Annotated in this window: 16 protein-coding genes; 14 read left to right on the top strand and 2 right to left on the bottom strand. The window is 69.6% G+C overall.

Annotated features, from left to right (window positions below):
* Positions 1-11: 11 nt before the first annotated feature.
* Genes ACYVC6_RS00240 through ACYVC6_RS00175 form a run of 14 tightly spaced genes read left to right on the top strand, consistent with a single transcriptional unit; the run spans position 12 to position 16,109 of the window.
* A complete protein-coding gene (locus ACYVC6_RS00240) occupies positions 12-566 on the top strand; it encodes a NuoB/complex I 20 kDa subunit family protein (RefSeq protein ID WP_460709744.1) in 555 nt (184 codons plus the stop codon).
* Entirely contained in the window at positions 563-1,300 is a 738-nt protein-coding gene (locus ACYVC6_RS00235) for an NADH-quinone oxidoreductase subunit C (protein WP_460709742.1), read from the top strand. Before ACYVC6_RS00240 ends, ACYVC6_RS00235 begins: the two co-directional genes overlap by 4 nt.
* A complete protein-coding gene (locus ACYVC6_RS00230; RefSeq protein ID WP_460709740.1) occupies positions 1,300-2,655 on the top strand; it encodes an NADH-quinone oxidoreductase subunit D in 1,356 nt (451 codons plus the stop codon). Before ACYVC6_RS00235 ends, ACYVC6_RS00230 begins: the two co-directional genes overlap by 1 nt.
* Positions 2,652-3,362: an NADH-quinone oxidoreductase subunit NuoE gene (nuoE, locus tag ACYVC6_RS00225; protein ID WP_460709738.1), complete on the top strand. Its 711-nt coding sequence runs from the start codon at positions 2,652-2,654 to the stop codon at positions 3,360-3,362. The genes ACYVC6_RS00230 and nuoE overlap by 4 nt, the downstream gene beginning before the upstream one ends.
* A complete protein-coding gene (nuoF, locus tag ACYVC6_RS00220) occupies positions 3,355-4,665 on the top strand; it encodes an NADH-quinone oxidoreductase subunit NuoF (RefSeq protein ID WP_460709736.1) in 1,311 nt (436 codons plus the stop codon). Before nuoE ends, nuoF begins: the two co-directional genes overlap by 8 nt.
* Positions 4,662-7,100: an NADH-quinone oxidoreductase subunit G gene (locus tag ACYVC6_RS00215; RefSeq protein WP_460709734.1), complete on the top strand. Its 2,439-nt coding sequence runs from the start codon at positions 4,662-4,664 to the stop codon at positions 7,098-7,100. Before nuoF ends, ACYVC6_RS00215 begins: the two co-directional genes overlap by 4 nt.
* On the top strand, positions 7,097-8,392 hold the full coding sequence (gene nuoH / locus ACYVC6_RS00210; protein WP_460709732.1) for an NADH-quinone oxidoreductase subunit NuoH: 1,296 nt from the start codon (positions 7,097-7,099) through the stop codon (positions 8,390-8,392). Before ACYVC6_RS00215 ends, nuoH begins: the two co-directional genes overlap by 4 nt.
* Positions 8,392-8,907, top strand: a complete 516-nt coding sequence (gene nuoI, locus ACYVC6_RS00205) for an NADH-quinone oxidoreductase subunit NuoI (protein WP_460709730.1) — start codon at positions 8,392-8,394, stop codon at positions 8,905-8,907. Before nuoH ends, nuoI begins: the two co-directional genes overlap by 1 nt.
* Positions 8,904-9,659, top strand: a complete 756-nt coding sequence (locus ACYVC6_RS00200) for an NADH-quinone oxidoreductase subunit J (protein ID WP_460709728.1) — start codon at positions 8,904-8,906, stop codon at positions 9,657-9,659. The genes nuoI and ACYVC6_RS00200 overlap by 4 nt, the downstream gene beginning before the upstream one ends.
* The gene (gene nuoK / locus ACYVC6_RS00195; RefSeq protein WP_460709726.1) at positions 9,656-9,949 is read left to right on the top strand and encodes an NADH-quinone oxidoreductase subunit NuoK; all 294 of its coding nucleotides are present in this window, start codon (positions 9,656-9,658) and stop codon (positions 9,947-9,949) included. The genes ACYVC6_RS00200 and nuoK overlap by 4 nt, the downstream gene beginning before the upstream one ends.
* Positions 9,950-9,959: 10 nt before the next feature.
* Positions 9,960-11,897 (top strand): NADH-quinone oxidoreductase subunit L, encoded by a 1,938-nt coding sequence (nuoL, locus tag ACYVC6_RS00190; protein ID WP_460709724.1) that lies wholly within the window; start codon positions 9,960-9,962, stop codon positions 11,895-11,897.
* Positions 11,894-13,438, top strand: a complete 1,545-nt coding sequence (locus tag ACYVC6_RS00185) for an NADH-quinone oxidoreductase subunit M (RefSeq protein ID WP_460709722.1) — start codon at positions 11,894-11,896, stop codon at positions 13,436-13,438. Before nuoL ends, ACYVC6_RS00185 begins: the two co-directional genes overlap by 4 nt.
* Positions 13,438-15,102, top strand: a complete 1,665-nt coding sequence (nuoN, locus tag ACYVC6_RS00180) for an NADH-quinone oxidoreductase subunit NuoN (protein WP_460709720.1) — start codon at positions 13,438-13,440, stop codon at positions 15,100-15,102. The genes ACYVC6_RS00185 and nuoN overlap by 1 nt, the downstream gene beginning before the upstream one ends.
* The gene (locus ACYVC6_RS00175) at positions 15,099-16,109 is read left to right on the top strand and encodes a polyprenyl synthetase family protein (RefSeq protein WP_460709718.1); all 1,011 of its coding nucleotides are present in this window, start codon (positions 15,099-15,101) and stop codon (positions 16,107-16,109) included. Before nuoN ends, ACYVC6_RS00175 begins: the two co-directional genes overlap by 4 nt.
* An 18-nt stretch (positions 16,110-16,127) precedes the next feature.
* Here the strand turns inward: ACYVC6_RS00175 and ACYVC6_RS00170 are convergent, their stop codons facing one another.
* Both ACYVC6_RS00170 and rarD read right to left on the bottom strand, forming a co-directional pair.
* Positions 16,128-17,420, bottom strand: coding sequence for an HNH endonuclease signature motif containing protein (locus tag ACYVC6_RS00170; protein ID WP_460709716.1), 1,293 nt, complete (start codon positions 17,418-17,420; stop codon positions 16,128-16,130).
* A gap of 240 nt (positions 17,421-17,660) precedes the next feature.
* Positions 17,661-18,572, bottom strand: a complete 912-nt coding sequence (gene rarD, locus ACYVC6_RS00165; RefSeq protein WP_460709714.1) for an EamA family transporter RarD — start codon at positions 18,570-18,572, stop codon at positions 17,661-17,663.
* Positions 18,573-18,607 lie beyond the last annotated feature (35 nt).

Genomic DNA, 18,607 nt, shown 5'->3' with positions numbered 1-18,607 from the left:
ACCAGGAACTCATGGGTATCGAGGAGAAGCTCCCCAGCGGCGTCCTGCTGACGACCGTCGAGGGGGTCGCCGGCTACATGCGCAAGGCGTCGTTCTGGCCCGCGACCTTCGGCCTGGCCTGCTGCGCGATCGAGATGATGACGACCGGTGGCCCGAAGTACGACCTGGCCCGCTTCGGCATGGAGGTCTTCCGGGCCAGCCCCCGCCAGGCCGACCTGATGATCGTGGCCGGCCGGGTGAGCCAGAAGATGGCGCCGGTCCTCCGCCAGATCTACGACCAGATGCCCGACCCCAAGTGGGTGCTCGCGATGGGCGTCTGTGCCAGCAGCGGCGGCATGTTCAACAACTACGCGATCGTCCAGGGCGTCGACCACGTCGTCCCCGTCGACATGTACCTCCCCGGCTGCCCGCCCCGCCCGGAGATGCTCATCGACGCGATCCTCAAGCTGCACGACCAGGTCCAGAGCCGGCCGCTCGGCCCCAACATGGCCGCGCAGATCGAGCAGCGCGAGAACGCCGCGCTCAAGGCGCTGCCCACCTCGGAGATGAAGGGGCTCATGCGTTGAGCGACAAGAGCCCCGAGCAGGCGGCCGTCGACCAGTCACCCGAGAACGCACCCGCCGAGCTCGCTCCGGAGACCGAGATCCAGGTCGTCGGGCAGCGCACGGGCATGTTCGGCGTCGCCGGCACCGGCGACACCAGCGGCTACGGCGGCCTCGTGCAGCCCGTCGTGTTCCCTGGGCACACCAAGCGGCCGTTCGAGGGATGGCACGAGGACGTCGCCCGCGCCCTCGACACCGCGATGTCCGGCGGCGGCGTCGAGCCCGACGCGCTCCTGGGCACGGTCATCCACCGCGGCGAGATCACCTTCCACCTGCGCCGCGAGGACCTGCCCGCGGTGGCCAAGCTGTTCCGGGACGACCCGGCACTCCGTTTCGAGCTCTGCGTCGGAGTCAGCGGGGTCCACTACCCCGAGGACACCGGCCGTGAGCTGCACGCGGTCTACCACCTGCTCTCGATGACCCACAACCGCCGGGTCCGGCTCGAGGTGTCCTGCCCCGACAGCGACCCGCACATCCCGTCCATCGTGGCGACGTACCCGACGAACGACTGGCACGAGCGCGAGACCTTCGACATGTTCGGCATCGTCTTCGACGGCCACCCGGCGCTGACCCGGATCCTGATGCCGGACGACTGGCCCGGCCACCCGCAGCGCAAGGACTACCCGCTCGGTGGCATCCCCGTGGAATACAAGGGCGGCACGATCCCCCCGCCGGACCAGCGGAGGTCCTACAGCTGATGGCTACGACCGACCAGCACGACATGTACGCCGGCACCAACGAGACCACCGAGGGACGCGTCTTCACCGTCACCGGCCAGGACTGGGACTCGATCGTCAGCGGCCTGGCTGCGGGCGAGGGAGACACCGACAACAAGGTCGTCGTCAACATGGGTCCCCAGCACCCGTCGACCCACGGGGTGCTCAGGCTGATCCTCGAGCTCGAGGGCGAGACGGTGACCGAGGCCCGCTGCGGCATCGGCTACCTGCACACCGGCATCGAGAAGAACATGGAGTACCGCTCCTGGGTCCAGGGCGTCACGTTCTGCACCCGGATGGACTACCTGTCGCCGTTCTTCAACGAGACGACCTACTGCCTCGGCGTCGAGCGCCTCCTGGGCATCGAGGACGACATCCCCGAGAAGGCCTCGGTCATGCGGGTCCTGCTCATGGAGCTCAACCGCATCTCCTCCCACCTGGTGTGCATCGCGACCGGCGGCATGGAGATCGGTGCGCTGACGGTGATGACCATCGGGTTCCGCGAGCGCGAGCTGGTGCTCGACCTGTTCGAGCTGATCACCGGACTGCGGATGAACCACGGTTTCATCCGTCCCGGCGGCGTCGCGCAAGACCTCCCGCCCGGGGCGCTCGACGAGATCCGCAGCTTCATCACGCTGATGAAGAAGCGGCTGCCGGAGTACGCCGCCCTGTGCAACGCCAACCCGATCTTCAAGGGCCGCCTCGAGGGTGTCGGCCACCTCGAGGTCGACGGGGTCCTCGCCCTCGGCATCACCGGACCGGTGCTGCGCAGCACCGGCTACCCGTGGGACCTGCGCAAGACCGAGCCCTACTGCGGCTACGAGGACTACGACTTCGAGGTCCAGACCTGGGACACCTGCGACTCCTACGGCCGCTTCCGGGTGCGGCTCAACGAGATGTGGGAGTCGCTGAAGATCATCGAGCAGGCCGCCGACCGGCTCGCCGCGCTCGAGGGCGCCCCGGTCATGGTCGGTGACAAGAAGATCGCCTGGCCGAGCCAGCTCGCCATCGGCAGCGACGGCATGGGCAACAGCCTCGACCACATCCGGCACATCATGGGCGAGTCGATGGAGGCCCTGATCCACCACTTCAAGATCGTGACCGAGGGCTTCCGGGTCCCGGCCGGGCAGGCCTACGTGCCGATCGAGTCGCCCCGTGGCGAGCTCGGCGCACACGTCGTCTCCGACGGCGGCACCAGGCCGTTCCGGGCCCACTTCCGCGACCCGTCGTTCACCAACCTCCAGGCGACCGGGGTGATGAGCGAGGGCGGCATGGTCGCCGACGTCATCGTCGCCATCGCCTCGATCGACCCGGTGATGGGCGGGGTCGACCGATGAGCCAGTCGACGGAGCCGACCTCCCTGGACGCGTCCGTGCTCGAGGAGCTGCGCTCCATCGCGGCCCGCTATCCGGAGGCCCGATCGGGCCTCCTGCCGATGCTCCACCTCGTGCAGTCGGTCGAGGGGCGGATCACCCCCGACGGCATCCAGGCCTGTGCGGACATCCTCGACCTCTCCGCAGCCGAGGTCAGCGGTGTCGCGACGTTCTACACGATGTACAAGCGCAAGCCGGTCGGCGACTACCTCGTCGGCGTCTGCACCAACACGCTGTGCGCGGTCATGGGCGGCGACGCGATCTTCGAGCGCCTCAAGGACCACCTGGATGTCGGGAACGACGAGACGACGGCCGATGGCAAGGTCACGTTGGAGCACGTCGAGTGCAACGCGGCCTGCGACTACGCGCCGGTGATGATGGTCAACTGGGAGTTCATGGACAACATGACCCCGGCCTCCGCGGTCCAGCTCGTCGACGACCTGCGCGAGGGCAAGGAGGTCACCTCGACCCGCGGCCCCCGCATCTGCACCTGGCGCGAGGCCGAGCGGGTGCTCGCCGGCTTCCCGGACGGCCGGGTCGACGAGGGCCCAGCGGCCGGTGGTCCCTCGCTGGTCGGTCTCGAGATCGCGCGCGAGCGCGGCTGGACGGCGCCGCCGACGGATGCCTCCGAGTCCGAGACGAAGCAGGAGGAGGTCGACGACGATGCCTGATGTCCTCACCCCCGTCCTCACCGAGATCTGGGACGCCGAGCGTGCCTGGACCTTGAAGACCTACGAGGCCCACGGCGGCTACGTCGCGCTCAAGAAGGCGCTCGGCATGGAGCCTGCCGCCATCGTCGAGGAGGTCAAGAGCTCCGGCCTCCGGGGTCGCGGCGGGGCCGGCTTCCCGACCGGTATGAAGTGGTCCTTCATCCCGCAGGACAACCCGAGGCCGAAGTACCTCGTCGTTAACGCCGACGAGTCGGAGCCCGGGACCTGCAAGGACATCCCGCTGATGATGGCCAACCCCCACCTCCTCGTGGAGGGCGTGATCATCAGCTCCTTCGCGATCCGGGCCCACCACGCGTTCATCTACATCCGCGGCGAGGTGCTGCACGTGATCCGCCGGGTCCAGGCGGCGGTCGCCGAGGCCTACGCCGCCGGCCACCTCGGCAAGGACATCCACGGTTCCGGCTACGACCTCGACGTGGTCGTCCACACCGGCGCGGGCGCCTACATCTGCGGCGAGGAGACCGCGCTGCTCGAGGGCCTCGAGGGCCGCCGCGGGCAACCGCGGCTGCGCCCGCCGTTCCCCGCCGTCGCCGGCCTCTACGCCTGCCCGACGGTCATCAACAACGTCGAGTCGATCGCCTCGGTGCCGAGCATCGTCGAGCACGGCTCGGAGTGGTTCGCCTCGATGGGCACCGAGAAGTCCAAGGGCTACGGCATCTTCTCGCTGTCCGGTCACGTGACGAAGCCGGGTCAGTACGAAGCACCGCTCGGCATCACCCTGCGCGAGCTCCTCGACCTCGCCGGCGGCATGCGCGAGGGTCACGAGCTGAAGTTCTGGACCCCCGGCGGCTCGAGCACCCCGCTGCTGACCGCCGAGCACCTCGACGTACCACTCGGTTTCGAGGAGGTCGCCGAGGCCGGCTCGATGCTCGGCACCCGGGCGCTGCAGATCTTCGACGAGACCACCTGCGTGGTCCGGGCGGTGCTGCGCTGGACCGAGTTCTACAAGCACGAGTCGTGCGGCAAGTGCACCCCCTGTCGCGAGGGCACGTGGTGGCTGGTGCAGACGCTGGCCGCGCTGGAGCGCGGCGAGGGCAGCGAGGCCGACCTCGAGCTGCTGCTCGACCAGTGCGACAACATCCTGGGCCGCGCGTTCTGCGCGCTCGGCGACGGGGCCACCAGCCCCATCACGAGCTCGATCCAGTACTTCCGTGAGGAGTATCTCGCGCACCTGAGCCACGGCGGCTGCCCGTTCGACCCGGTGGCCTCCACGGTGTTCGCGGACGAGGCGGTGACGGTATGACCCAGGCTCCCGAGCGCAGCGAGGTCGAGAAGGCGACGAAGACCGTCTCGCTCACCATCGACGGCATCGTCGTCGAGGTCCCGGAGAACACCTTGGTGATCCGGGCCGCCGAGCAGGTCGGCGTGCAGATCCCGCGGTTCTGCGACCACCCGCTGCTCGCGCCGGTCGGGGCGTGCCGCCAGTGCCTGGTCGACATCCCGGACGCCGGCAACGGCCGGGGCTTCCCCAAGCCACAGGCGTCCTGCACGCTGCCGGTCGCCGAGGGCATGGTCGTGTCGACCCAGGTGACCAGCCCGGTGGCCGACAAGGCGCAGCAGGGCGTGATGGAGTTCCTGCTCATCAACCACCCACTGGACTGCCCGGTCTGCGACAAGGGCGGCGAGTGCCCGCTGCAGAACCAGGCGATGTCCAACGGCCGCGGTGAGTCGCGCTTCTACGAGTCCGGCGGCATCAAGCGGACGTTCCCGAAGCCGATCGCGATCTCCCCGCAGGTGCTGCTCGACCGGGAGCGCTGCATCGTGTGCCAGCGCTGCACCCGCTTCGCGGACGAGATCCCCGGCGACCCGTTCATCGAGATGGTCGAGCGAGGGGCGCAGCAGCAGGTCGGCATCGCCGAGAACGCGCCGTTCCTCTCCTACTTCTCCGGCAACGTGATCCAGATCTGCCCGGTGGGCGCGCTGACCTCGGCGGAGTACCGCTTCCGCTCGCGCCCGTTCGACCTGGTGTCGAGCCCGTCGGTCGCCGAGCACGACGCCTGCGGCGCGGCGATCCGGGTCGACCACCGGCGCGGCAAGGTCATGCGCCGCCTCGCCGGCAACGACCCCGAGGTCAACGAGGAGTGGATCACCGACAAGGACCGCTTCGCGTTCCACTACGCCGATGCCGGCGACCGGATCACCTACCCGCAGGTGCGCGACGAGGACGGCTCGCTCCGTCCGGCCTCGTGGCCGGAGGCCTTCGCCGTCGCGGCGCGGGGTCTCCAGTCGGTGGCCGACACCGGCCGCGGTGTGGGGGTGCTGCCAGGTGGACGGCTGACCGTGGAGGACGCCTACGCCTACGGCCGGTTCGCCCGTGCGGTGCTCGGCACCAACGACATCGACTTCCGGGCCCGGCCGCTCTCGGCGGAGGAGGCCTCGTTCCTCGCCTCGACCGTCGCGGCCACCGGTCCGGCAGGCGGTGCGGTGACCTACGCCGACCTGGAGTCCGCCGCCACCGTCGTCCTGGTCGGGCTCGAGCCCGAGGACGAGGCCGGCACGATCTTCCTGCGCCTCCGCAAGGCCGCCCTGCGGACGCCGGGCACCCGGGTCGTCGCCCTGGCGCCCTACACCACGCGCGGGCTGCGCAAGCTGCACGGCCAGCTCGTCCAGGTCGTCCCTGGTGAGGAGGCCGCGGCCATCGAGGCGCTCGGCACCCAGAGCGACTTCGGCGTCGACTCGACCGCGGTGGTCCTGCTCGGCGAGCGGCTGGCCACCTCGCCCGGCGCCTACGCCGCCGCCGTCGCGCTCGCCGCGCGGACCGGCGCCCGGCTCGCGTGGGTCCCACGGCGCGCCGGCGACCGCGGCGCGGTCGAGGCCGGCTGCCTGCCCGGGCTGCTGCCCGGGGGTCGTCCGCTGGCCGACGCCGGTGCCCGCGTTGACGTCGCCACCGCTTGGGGCGTCGACACCCTTCCCGAGACACCTGGCCGCGACGCCGACGCGATCGTCGCCGCCGCCATCGGTGGCGAGCTCGGCGGCCTGGTGGTCGGCGGGGTCGACCCCGACGACACCGCGGACCCGCAGGCCTTCCGCGACGCGCTCGCCGCGGCGTCGTTCGTGGTGGCCCTGGAGCTGCGCGAGACCGATGTCACCCGGGCCGCCAACGTGGTGTTCCCCGTCGCGCCGGTGACCGACAAGGCCGGCACCTTCGTCACCTGGGAGGGCCGACCGCGCTCCTTCGACGTGGTGCTGGCGAAGCCGGCCTCGTTGCCCGACCTGCGCGTGCTCGCCGGCATCGCCGAGGAGCTGGGCTCGCCGCTCGGCTTCCGGACGGTGGCCGAGGCCCGCGCGCAGATGGAGGAGCTCGGACCGTGGGACGGAGCCCGGCCGAGCATGGACGCTGCGGTGGTCATCCCGACAGGCTCGACCGACGGGGACCAGGAGGGCTTGACCCTCTCGACCTGGAAGCAGCTGATCGACAACGGCTCCATGCAGGACGGCGACGACAACCTCGCCGCCACCGCGCGGCCGGCCGTCGCCCGGGTGAGCCAGCAGGTCTTCGACTCCACCGGCTCGGTGGTGACCCTGACGGGTGACCGCGGCTCGGTCACCGTCCCGGCCGAGGTGGCCGACCTCCCCGACGGCGTCGTCTGGCTCCCGGCCAACTCGTTCGGCAACGGCGTGCTGGCCGACCTCGCCTCGCCCGGCAACCGTGTGACGGTCAAGGAGGCGAAGGCATGAACGCCCAGCTGGTTCCGATGGCGCTCGAGGCGTTCGGCCAGGACCCCTGGTGGCTGATCCTGGTCAAGACGCTGCTGATCTTCCTGATCCTCGTGTTGCTCACCCTGTTCAACATCTGGGCGGAGCGGCGCGTCGTGGCCCGGATGCAGCACCGGATCGGCCCCAACGTCAACGGCCCGTTCGGTCTGCTGCAGTCGTTGGCCGACGGGGTCAAGCTGGCGCTCAAGGAGGACCTGATCCCCAAGGCCGCCGACAAGGTGGTCTTCCTGCTCGCCCCCGTTCTGGCAGTGGTGCCGGCGTTCGTGACCTTCTCGGTGATCCCGTTCGGGCCCGAGGTCGACGTGCCGTTCACCGACCGCACGACCCCGCTCCAGCTCACCGACATGCCGGTGGCCGTGCTGTTCGTGATGGCGATCGCCTCGGTGGGCATCTACGGCATCGTCCTCGGCGGCTGGTCCAGCGGCTCGACGTACGCCCTCCTCGGCGGTCTCCGCTCGAGCGCGCAGATGATCTCCTACGAGGTCGCGATGGGCCTCGCGCTGGTGGCGGTGTTCCTCTACGCGGGCTCGCTGTCGACCTCGGAGATCGTCGCCGCCCAGGACGACCTGTGGTTCGGGCTGATCCTCGCGCCGTCGTTCGTCATCTACATGATCGCGATGGTGGGCGAGACCAACCGGGCGCCGTTCGACCTCCCCGAGGCCGAGGGTGAGCTCGTCGGCGGCTTCCACACCGAATACAGCTCCCTGAAGTTCGCGCTGTTCTTCCTGGCCGAATACATCAACATGGCGACCGTCTCGGCGCTGGCGACCACGCTGTTCCTCGGCGGCTGGCAGGCGCCGTTCTGGATAGACGAGCTCTACGGCGGCTTCAACGAGGGCTACTGGCCGGTGCTGTGGTTCTTCGGCAAGGTGTTCGCGTTCATCTTCTTCTTCATCTGGCTGCGCGGCTCGCTGCCCCGGATGCGCTACGACCAGTTCATGGCGCTGGGGTGGAAGTACCTCATCCCGATCTCGCTCGGCTGGATCATCGCGGTGGGCACGATCCGGGCCATCTCGCTCGAGGGCGGGATCGACCGGCAGTACCTCCTGATCGGCATCGGGGTGCTGGCGGTGGCGTTCCTGGCGCTGTTCTTCTTCGGCGAGCCCGTCGAGGAGGAGCCCGCGCAGGTCGAGGAGAAGCCGGCCGGGTTCCCGGTCCCGCCGATGCCGGCCGGCGGCCCGGTCCGTGGCTCCGCGGCGCCGCTGACCTTCCACAGCAGCACAGTCGACAGCAAGGTGGAGGCGGGTTCGTAGTGCCCACGCTCAAGGAACAGTTCTGGGACCCGGTCGCCGGGTTCGGGGTGACCTTCCGGACCATGTTCAAGAAGGTCGTCACCGAGCAGTACCCCTTCGAGAAGCTGCCCACGGCTCCCCGGTTCCACGGCCGTCACCAGCTCAACCGGTGGCCCGACGGCCTGGAGAAGTGCATCGGCTGCGAGCTGTGTGCCTGGGCCTGCCCGGCCGATGCGATCTATGTCGAGGGCGCGTCCAACACCGAGGACGAGCGTTTCAGCCCCGGCGAGCGTTACGGCCGCGTCTACCAGATCAACTACCTGCGCTGCATCCTGTGCGGCCTGTGCATCGAGGCGTGCCCCACCCGGGCGCTGACGATGACCAACGAGTACGAGCTGGCCGACGACAACCGTGCCGACCTGATCTACGACAAGCACGACCTGCTCGCGCCGCTGCTGCCCGGCATGGAGCAGCCGCCGCACCCGATGCGGCTCGGTGACGACGAAGGTGCCTACTACCGGGGTGCACCGTCATGATCGCCTTCTGGATCCTGGCGCCGATCATGGTGCTCGCGGCCCTCGGCATCCTGTTCGTGCGCAAGGCCGTGCACGCCGCCCTGCTGCTCGCGGTCGTCATGCTCGGCCTGGCCGTGCTCTACCTCGTCCTCGAGGCGCCGTTCCTCTTCGCGGTGCAGATCATCGTTTACACCGGCGCGATCCTGATGCTGTTCCTCTTCGTGCTGATGCTGGTCGGCGTCGACGCGTCCGACTCCCTGGTCGAGACCATCCGCGGCCAGCGGGTGCTCGCCGCGGTCGGTGGGCTGGTTCTCGGGCTGGTGCTCGTCATCGGTGTGGCCCAGATGAGTCTCGGCTCGGCGCTCGGCCTCGAGGTCGCCAACCGGGGCGGCAACATCGAGGGACTCGCCAACATCCTGTTCTCCCGCTACGTCTTCGCCTTCGAGGTCACCTCGGCGCTGCTGATCACCGCAGCAATGGGCGCCATGGTGCTCGCGCACCGCGAGCGGCTCACCCCCAAGCCGACCCAGGCCAGCATCGCCGCGGACAAGATGCAGGCCTACGCCGAGCGCGGCCAGCACCCCGGCCCGCTGCCGCCGCCGGGTGTGTTCGCGCGGCACAACGCGGTCGACACCCCGGCGCTGCTGCCGGACGGCACCCCGGCCGACGTGTCGGTGTCCCGCGTCCTCGCGGCTCGTGGCGTGGTGCGCCACCCACCGCGCGACGTCGCCGAGCACGTGGCCCAGCAGCTCGAGCAGGGAGGCGACCAGTGACCGAGTACGTCGTGCTCTCCGCCATCCTGTTCACCATCGGCGCCGTCGGCGTGCTGACCCGGCGTAACGCGATCGTGGTGTTCATGTGCGTCGAGCTGATGCTCAACGCGTGCAACCTCGCCCTCGTCACCTTCGCGCGACAGCACGGCAACCTGGACGGCCAGATCGCCGCGTTCTTCGTGATGGTGGTGGCCGCGGCCGAGGTCGTCGTCGGGCTCGCGATCATCATGACCATCTTCCGGACGCGTCGCTCGGCCTCGGTCGACGACGCCAGCCTGCTGAAGTACTGAGGACTCCTACGTGATTGCCCTCTCCGAAGAGATCCCGCTGGTCCACCCGACCAGCGCGGACGGAGCCTTCGCGCTGCTCTGGCTGGTCATCGCGCTGCCGCTGGCCGGCGCGGCGATCCTGCTGATCGGTGGCGCGGCGTTCCCCAAGCCGTTCAAGGCCTGGGGCCACGTGCTCGGCAGCGTGTTACCCATCGGCTCGTTCGTGATCAGCCTGGTGCTGTTCCTGCAGCTGCTGGGGCGGGACGAGGACGACCGGCAGGTCGTGCAGCACCTCTACGACTTCATCCAGGTCGGCTCCCTCGACGTGGGGATGGACCTCCTCTACGACCCGCTGACCGCACTCTTCCTCCTGCTGATCACCGGCGTGGGCTCGCTCATCCACGTCTACTCCATCGGCTACATGGAGCACGACGAGCGGCGTCCCCGGTTCTTCGGCTACCTCAACCTGTTCGTCGCCGCGATGCTGCTGCTGGTCATGTCCGAGAACTACCTCGGGCTGTTCATCGGCTGGGAGGGCGTCGGCCTGGCGTCCTACCTGCTGATCGGCTTCTGGCAGCACAAGCACTCGGCCGCGGCCGCGGCCAAGAAGGCCTTCGTGATCAACCGGGTCGGCGACATGGGCCTCTCGACGGCGATCATGCTGGCGTTCGTCACCTTCGGCTCGACCAGCTTCACGGTGATCAGCGCCGGGGCCGGGTCCGCCGACCCCGACGTGATGACGGCGTTCGGCCTGCTCCTGCTGCTGGGCGCGTGCGGCAAGTCCGCCCAGGTCCCGCTGCAGTCTTGGCTGCTGGACGCGATGGAGGGCCCGACCCCGGTCTCGGCACTCATCCACGCGGCCACCATGGTCACCGCCGGTGTCTACCTGATCGTCCGTTCCAACTTCATCTTCGAGCTGACCGACACCGCGCGCCTGGTCGTGGTCATCGTCGCCACGGTCACACTGCTGTGGGGCGCGATCATCGGTTGCGCCAAGGACGACATCAAGAAGGCGCTGGCCGGGTCCACGATGAGCCAGATCGGCTACATGATGCTGGGCGCCGGCCTCGGGGTCGCGGGCTACGCGTTCGCGATCTTCCACCTGCTCACCCACGGGTTCTTCAAGGCCAACATGTTCCTCGGGGCCGGCTCGGTCATGCACGGCATGAACGACGACGTGGACATGCGCCACTACGGCGCGCTCCGAAAGATGCTGCCGGTGACGTTCCTGACCTTCGCGATGGGCTACCTCGCGATCATCGGGTTCCCCGGCTTCTCCGGGTTCTGGTCCAAGGACAAGATCATCGAGGTCGCGCTCACCGAGAACTGGTTCGTCGGCGTCTGCGCGATCCTCGGCGCGGGGATCACCGGCTTCTACATGACCCGGCTGATGCTGATGACGTTCTTCACCGAGGAGCGCTGGGACAAGGACGTGCACCCGCACGAGTCACCGAAGGTGATGACGATCCCACTCATCGTCCTGGCGGCGCTGTCCGTCCTCGGCGGCCTGATGCTCGCCGGCGGCTGGATCCAGGACTGGCTGGCGCCCGTGGTCGGCGAGGAGGCCCACCACGACCCACCGATCCCGGCCCTCGCGGTCACCGCGATCATCGTCCTCGTGGTCGCCATCGGTGCCGGGCTGGCGTTCGTGCTGGTCGGCAAGCGGGAGGTGCCGCGTGAGGCGCCCCAGGACGTCTCGTTCGTCACCAGGGCGGCGCGCGCCGACCTCTACGGCGACGCCATCAACGACGGTCTCGTGGTCGAGCCCTCACGCCGGCTCACGTCCGGCCTGCTCACCTTCGACCGCAGCGTCGTCGACGGTCTCTTCTCCGGCGGAGCCACTGCGGTGGCCGGCATCGGCGTCCTGCTCAGGCGGGTGCAGAACGGCTTCGCCCGTTCCTACGCGCTGTCGATCCTGGCCGGCGTCCTGCTCGTCGTCCTGGCCCTCCTGGCGGTGAACCTCGCATGAGCGACTTCCCCATCCTCACCGTCCTGATCCTCGTGCCGCTCGTCGGCGCCCTCGCGGTGGCCTTCCTGCCCGCGGCCGGTGACCGGCCCAAGCGGCTCGGTCTGCTTGTCTCCATGCTCACGCTGGCCGTCGGGGTCGTCCTCGCCGCGTCCTACGACGTGGGTGACGGCGGTCTCCAGCTGACCGAGACCCACGAGTGGGTCTCCGCCTTCGGCGTGCACTATGCGCTCGGCGTGGACGGCCTCGGGCTGCTGATGATGCTGCTGACCGTCGTGCTGGTCCCGGTGGTCCTGCTGGCGGCCTGGAACGACGAGGGGCAGACCGAGGGCTCGGGCGCCCGGCGGTTCGTGGCCTGGACGCTGGCCCTGGAGGCGCTGTCGCTGGCGGTGTTCGCCGCCACCGACGTGTTCCTGTTCTACGTCGTGTTCGAGGCGACGCTGGTGCCGGCGTACTTCCTCATCGGCGGGTTCGGCCGGGAGAAGCGGTCGGCGGCCGCCCTGAAGTTCCTGATGTTCCAGCTCGGCGGCGGGCTGGTCCTGCTCGGTTCTGTGATCGGCCTCTACGTCGTCTCCGCCCAACAGGGCTCGCCGTCCTACCTGCTCACCGACCTGCAGAAGCTCGACATCTCGACCGACGCCGGCCGCTGGCTGTTCGCGGGGTTCTTCATCGCCTTCGCGGTGAAGGCGCCGCTGTTCCCGGTGCACACCTGGCTGGCCGACACGACCGAGCAGGCGACGCCGCCCACCAGCGTGCTGCTGGTCTGCGTGCTCGACAAGATCGGCACCTTCGGGATGCTGCGCTTCTGCCTGGGCCTCTTCCCCGAGGCGTCGGACTGGGCGACCCCGGTGGTGGTCGTGCTGGCGCTCATCTCGATCGTCTACGGCGCCTTCGTCGCGATCGGGCAGGACGACATCCTGCGGCTGATCGGCCTCACGTCGCTGAGCCACTTCGGCTTCATCGTGCTCGGCATCTTCGTGTTCACCGCGCAGGGCGCCTCGGGAGCGATCCTCTACATGGTCAACCACGGGATCGCGACGGCAGCGCTCTTCCTGCTCGCCGGGTTCCTGATCCGGCGCCGCGGCACCACGCTGATCAGCCGGATGGGTGGGCTGGAGAAGGCGACCCCGGTCCTGGCCGGCCTGTTCCTCGTCGCCGGTCTCGCTACCGTCGGCCTGCCCGGCCTGAGCCAGTTCGTCTCCGAGATCCTGGTGCTGATCTCGGCCTTCGACTACGCCTGGTACGTCGGCGCGGTCGCGGTCACCGGGATCGTGCTGTCGGCGGTCTACATGCTCTGGGCCTACCAGCGGATGATGACCGGTCCGGACGTCCCCGAGGGCGACACCCGAGACCTGGACCGCCGCGAGCTGGTCGTGCTGACACCGCTGATGGTCGGCCTGGTGCTCTTCGGCTTCTACCCCGCTCCTCTGCTCGAGGTCAGCAACCCGACGGTCTACGCGCTGCTCGACGGCACGGGTGTGCCCGACGACGGACCGGACGTGCCGATCGGCTCCGCCGGCGGCCACCAGGAGGGTGACGACTGATGGACTTCACCAAGCCGGCCCTTGCCTACGGCGAGCTGTGGCCGATGCTCGTCGTGTTCGGCGTCGCGGTCGCCGGGGTGCTCGTCGAGGCGTTCCTGCCTCGCGAGGTCCGCTTCCGCACGCAGGTCGGTCTCGCCGTCGTCGGTCTCCTGGTCGCGCTGGGCGGGTCGATCTATGTGGCCATGGAGCTGACCGAGCGCCGCGCCGCCGACAGCGACGACGTGGTCGCCCGCGGCACCATCACCGCCGGCGAGACGCTGGTGGTCGACGGCCCGACGGTCGTGCTCTGGATCCTGGTGCTGGTCTTCGCGATCGGTGGGCTCCTGCTGTTCGCCGAGCGTCGCCTGGAGGGCGGTGTGTCGGCGTTCGCGGGTCAGGCGGCCGCGCTGCCGGGCACCGAGGCCGAGCGGGAGGCCTCCACCAAGGGTCTCGACCACACCGAGGTCTACCCCCTCGCCATGTTCGCGGTCGGCGGGATGCTGCTCTTCCCGGCGGCCAACGACCTGCTCACCATGTTCGTGGCCCTGGAGGTCCTGTCGCTGCCGCTCTACCTGCTGTGCGGGCTGGCCCGGCGGCGCCGCCTGCTCAGCCAGGAGGCCGCTCTCAAGTACTTCCTGCTCGGTGCCTTCTCGTCCGGGTTCTTCCTCTACGGCGTCGCGCTGATCTACGGCTTCGCCGGCACGATGACCCTGTCCGGGATCAACGAGGCGGTCCGCAACGACAGCTCCAACCAGGCGCTGCTCCTCATCGGCATGGGCATGCTCGCGGTCGGCCTGCTGTTCAAGGTCGGTGCCGTGCCGTTCCAGGCCTGGACCCCCGACGTCTACCAAGGCGCGCCCACCGCGGTCACCGGCTTCATGGCGGCCTGCACCAAGGTGGCGGCGTTCGGCGCCCTGCTGCGGCTGTTCTACGTCGCCTTCGGCTCCGACCGCTGGAGCTGGCAGCCGATGATGTGGGTCATCGCGATCCTCACCATGCTCGTCGGCTCGATCGTGGCCTGCACGCAGACCGACGTGAAGCGCCTGCTCGCCTACTCCTCCATCGCCCACACCGGCTTCCTGCTCACCGGCGTGCTCGGGGTGCAGGCAGCCGGGGCGCTCGGCGACAACGAGATCACCTCGCTCCAGGCGGTCCTCTTCTACCTGGCGACCTACGGGCCCGCGACGATCGGGGCATTCGCGGTCGTGACGCTGGTCCGCGACGCGGGTGGCGAGGCGACGTCGTTCGACAAGTGGACCGGCCTGGGCAAGCGCGCGCCGCTGGTCGCAGGCGTCTTCGGGTTCTTCCTGCTGTCGATGGCCGGCATCCCGCTGACCGCCGGCTTCATGGGCAAGTGGGCGGTGTTCACGGTGGCCATGTCGGCGGGCGCCTGGCCCGTCGTGCTGGTGGCGATCCTGTCGAGCATCATCTCGGTCTTCTTCTACGTCCGGCTGATCCTGCTGCTGTTCTTCCGTGGCGAGATGCCGGAGGAGAAGGAGGTCGGCGGTACGGACGGCGGCGGCGGGGTGGCCACGGCGACCCGGACCGAGCTCGCCACGGTCACGACGCCGTCCCTGGTCACCACCGGGGTCATCGCGGCCACCGCGGCCCTGACGCTGTTGCTGGGGGTCGTGCCGGGGCCGGTGCTCGACCTGCTGGCGGATGCCGGACAATTCATCAGGTGAACACCGAGTCCTTGGCGCTCCCGGTCACGGACCCGGCGCTGGAGGCACGGCTGCGCGGACGGATGGAGCAGGTCGAGAAGGCCCTCTACGAGCACGTGCAGAGCCAGTTCCCGTTCGTCACCGAGGCGGCCTCCCACCTGCTCGACGCGGGGGGCAAGCGCTTCCGGCCCCTCCTGGTGCTGCTCGCGGCCGAGGCCGGTGACCACCCCGACTCCGACGACGTGGTCACCGCGGCGTGCGTCGTGGAGATCACCCACGTCGGGTCGCTCTACCACGACGACGTGATGGACGAGGCCGCTCTGCGGCGCGGATCGGCGTCGGCCAACGCCCGCTGGGACAACCTGGTCGCGATCCTCACCGGTGACTTCCTGTTCGCGAAGTCGTCCTCCTTGACGGCCATGCTCGGCGCCGACGCCGTGCGCATCCAGGCCGACACGTTCACGCGCCTCGTCGAGGGCCAGATCCTCGAGACGGTCCCGCCGACCGCGGACGAGGACCCGCTCGCCCACTACCTCGCCGTCGTCGCCGGCAAGACCGGGTCGCTCATCGCGACCTCGGCCCGCTACGGCGCTCGTTTCGGCGGCGCTTCGCCGGAGATCGAGGAGGCGCTCGCGGCCTACGGCGAGATGGTGGGCTCCGCCTTCCAGCTCTCCGACGACATCCTCGACGTCGCCTCCGACTCGGTCGAGTCCGGCAAGACGCCCGGCACCGACCTCCGTGAGGGTGTGCCCACGCTGCCCACGATCATGGCCACCGCGCTCTGCAGGGAGTCGGCCGACCCGAGCGACGCGCGGCTCCTGGAGCTCCTGGACGGCCCGCTGACCGACGACGCCCTCCACGCCGAGGCCCTCGGCCTGCTGCGAGCGCACCCGGCCATGGACCAGGCCCAGGCCTACGTCGTCGACCGGGCGACCGAGGCCAAGCAGCTCCTGTCGGCGCTGCCCGAGGGCCCGGTCCGGTCCGCGCTCGAGGCGTTCGCGGACGTCGTCGCCGTGCGCTCTGCTTGAACGCTCGCGACAGCCGGCTCAGTGCCGGGTGACCGTGCCGCGCTGGTCCACGGTGTAGCGGTGTCCCTGCGGGCTCGTCCAGGTGTAGCTGCCGTCGCGGTTGCGGACGTAGCTCCAGCCGAAGTGGGTCTTCGCACGATGGTGTCGCCGGCAGATCGGCGCGAGGTTGTCGGGATTGGTCTGGCCCGGTGGCCCGCCGTCGTCCATCTCGACGTAGGCCTCGATGTGGTCGAGGTCGCAGTCACGGGCCGGCTTGTCGCAATAGCGGAACGGGCAACGTCGGTCGCGCTGGTAGACGAGCTCACGCATCCACTCAGGAGGGTCGTGCTGGTCGACGGCGTCTCGGCGGCGCAGGTCGAGCACCGGCTGGAGGGTGAAACGGCTCGTGCCCAGCCATTCCTGGAGACGGGCGACGGTCAGCGGTCCGAGCTTCTCGACGCTGCCGACCCGCACCAGGCCGTCGGGCAGCGCGAACAGGTCCCCGTAGTCGAGGTGGACGAACGCCTTGGTCGTGCTCCCCGCGCCCGCCCCTTCAGCGATCTGAGCGAGGGCTGCGATCTTGCGGTGCTCGAGACTCGGCTGCTCGTCGGCGGGCCGGTCGGCGTCGAGCAGGTCCCGTGCCTTGGCGCCGATCAGGTCGTAGACCGTGGTCAGCGTCGGGGTATCTCCGATGATCTCGAGCCGCGACGTCCCGCCCCAGACCTCGCCGACGAGGTGGTCGAGCCGCACGCCCCAGGCGGCCTTGGCCTCGTCCTCGACCGTCTCCTGCTGGTCGGGATCGAACATGGCCTTGGCCTCCTGGACCAGGCGCTCGATCTTGACCGCACCGCACGAGTCTGCGACGGCCGCGAGCTTGGTGTCGACGTAGGCAGCCGCCTGCTTGGACAGTGCGTGCGTCATGTTGGCGATCCTCCGGGCCCGCCAAGGGGCGATGCTGAGGTCCTCGACACCGCGGTGGATCATCGGGAGCCGGTACTTCAGGTCGAGCCAGTCAGACATCAGCTGGATCGCGGTTCGGCTCGAGATGCCGTACGCCGCCGCCATCGGCTCGACACACTCAGACGCGATGAGCGACGTGCCTTCGCCGCCGATCGTCTCCTCGACGTCGCGGAGATCGACGTCGGACCAGCACGCCGCCCCGTCCGCGTCGGCCACGACGTGCCGCTCGGCCCAGTCGAGGACGTAGCGGACCTTGCGCCGCGCTGCCGCGCGCTCCTGGATCTCGGACTCCCCCATGAGGTCCAGCAGGCCCTCGTTGTCGACGTGGTTCCCGAAGACCACGCCACCCGAGATGTCCGTCTCCACCATCATGATGCCCATCACGCTAGACGTGGGCGCCGACAGTCGAGCTCCCGCTGCCGAGGGATCTGTGGACAGTCGAGCTCGGGTCTGGACCCGCGTTGGGCAGTGTTGAGTTCTCCCGGATCTGCGAGAGACCGGATACGGGAGATGCCGCCTCATTCCACCGCGTAAGGAGCAGACCCCTGGGGTCCAGGGATCACGGCCCTCCCACGACGCACCGCGTCCCCACAACTCGAGACGGATACGTGATTACGCCGCCGCCGACGCGTGCACGGTGAGGCGCAGCTGGCGGCGGTGGTGGTTGGTCGCCTCGAACGTGAAGATCACCAGCGCGACCCAGACCAGGACGAAGCCGATCCAGCGGGACGCCGGCATGGCCTCGTTCAGGACGAAGACGCCGAGGGCGAACTGCAGCACGGGCGCGAGGTACTGCAGCAGCCCGAGGGTGGTCATCGAGACCCGGGTGGCGGCCGCCCCGAAGCAGATCAGCGGGATCGCGGTGACGATGCCGGTGGAGGCGAGCAACAGGGCGTGACCGACGCCCTCGTGGGCGAACGCCGAGGATCCCGTCGCGATCAGCCACCCCAGGTAGATGGCAGCCAGCGGCGCGACGACGGTGGTCTCGACGGCCAGGCTCTCGACGGCCCCGACGTTCGCCGTCTTCTTCAGCAGCCCGTAGGTGCCGAACGAGAAGGCGAGGACCAAGGCGATGTAGGGCAGCCGCCCGTAGTCGACGGTGAGCACGACGACGGCGAGGCTGGCGATGCCCAGCGCACCCCACTGCAGCGGGCGCAGTCGCTCGCCGAGGATGAGGACACCCATCAGCACGGTGACCAGCGGGTTGATGAAGTAGCCGAGCGAGGTCTCGACGACCCGCTCGTTGTTGACGCCGTAGATGTACGTCGCCCAGTTGAAGGTGATGACCAGCGCAGCCGACGCGAGGAGCAGGACGGTGCGCCGGTCGGCCAGGATCGCCCGGAGCTGAGGGGTACGCCGGAACAGCACGACCAGCAGCCCCATCGTGACCATCGTCCAGAGGATCCGGTGCGCGAGGATCTCGACCGCGCCGGCTGGCTCCAGGAGCGGGAAGTACAGCGGGAAGCCACCCCACAGGCCGTACGCCGCGATGCCGAGGAACAGACCTCGACGCTGCTCCGGCACCCGCCCAGGATAGGACGCGGGCGAGGCGGTAAGCC

Source organism: Nocardioides dilutus, from assembly GCF_054779555.1.
This window is presented reverse-complemented; position numbering and strand designations above follow the sequence as displayed.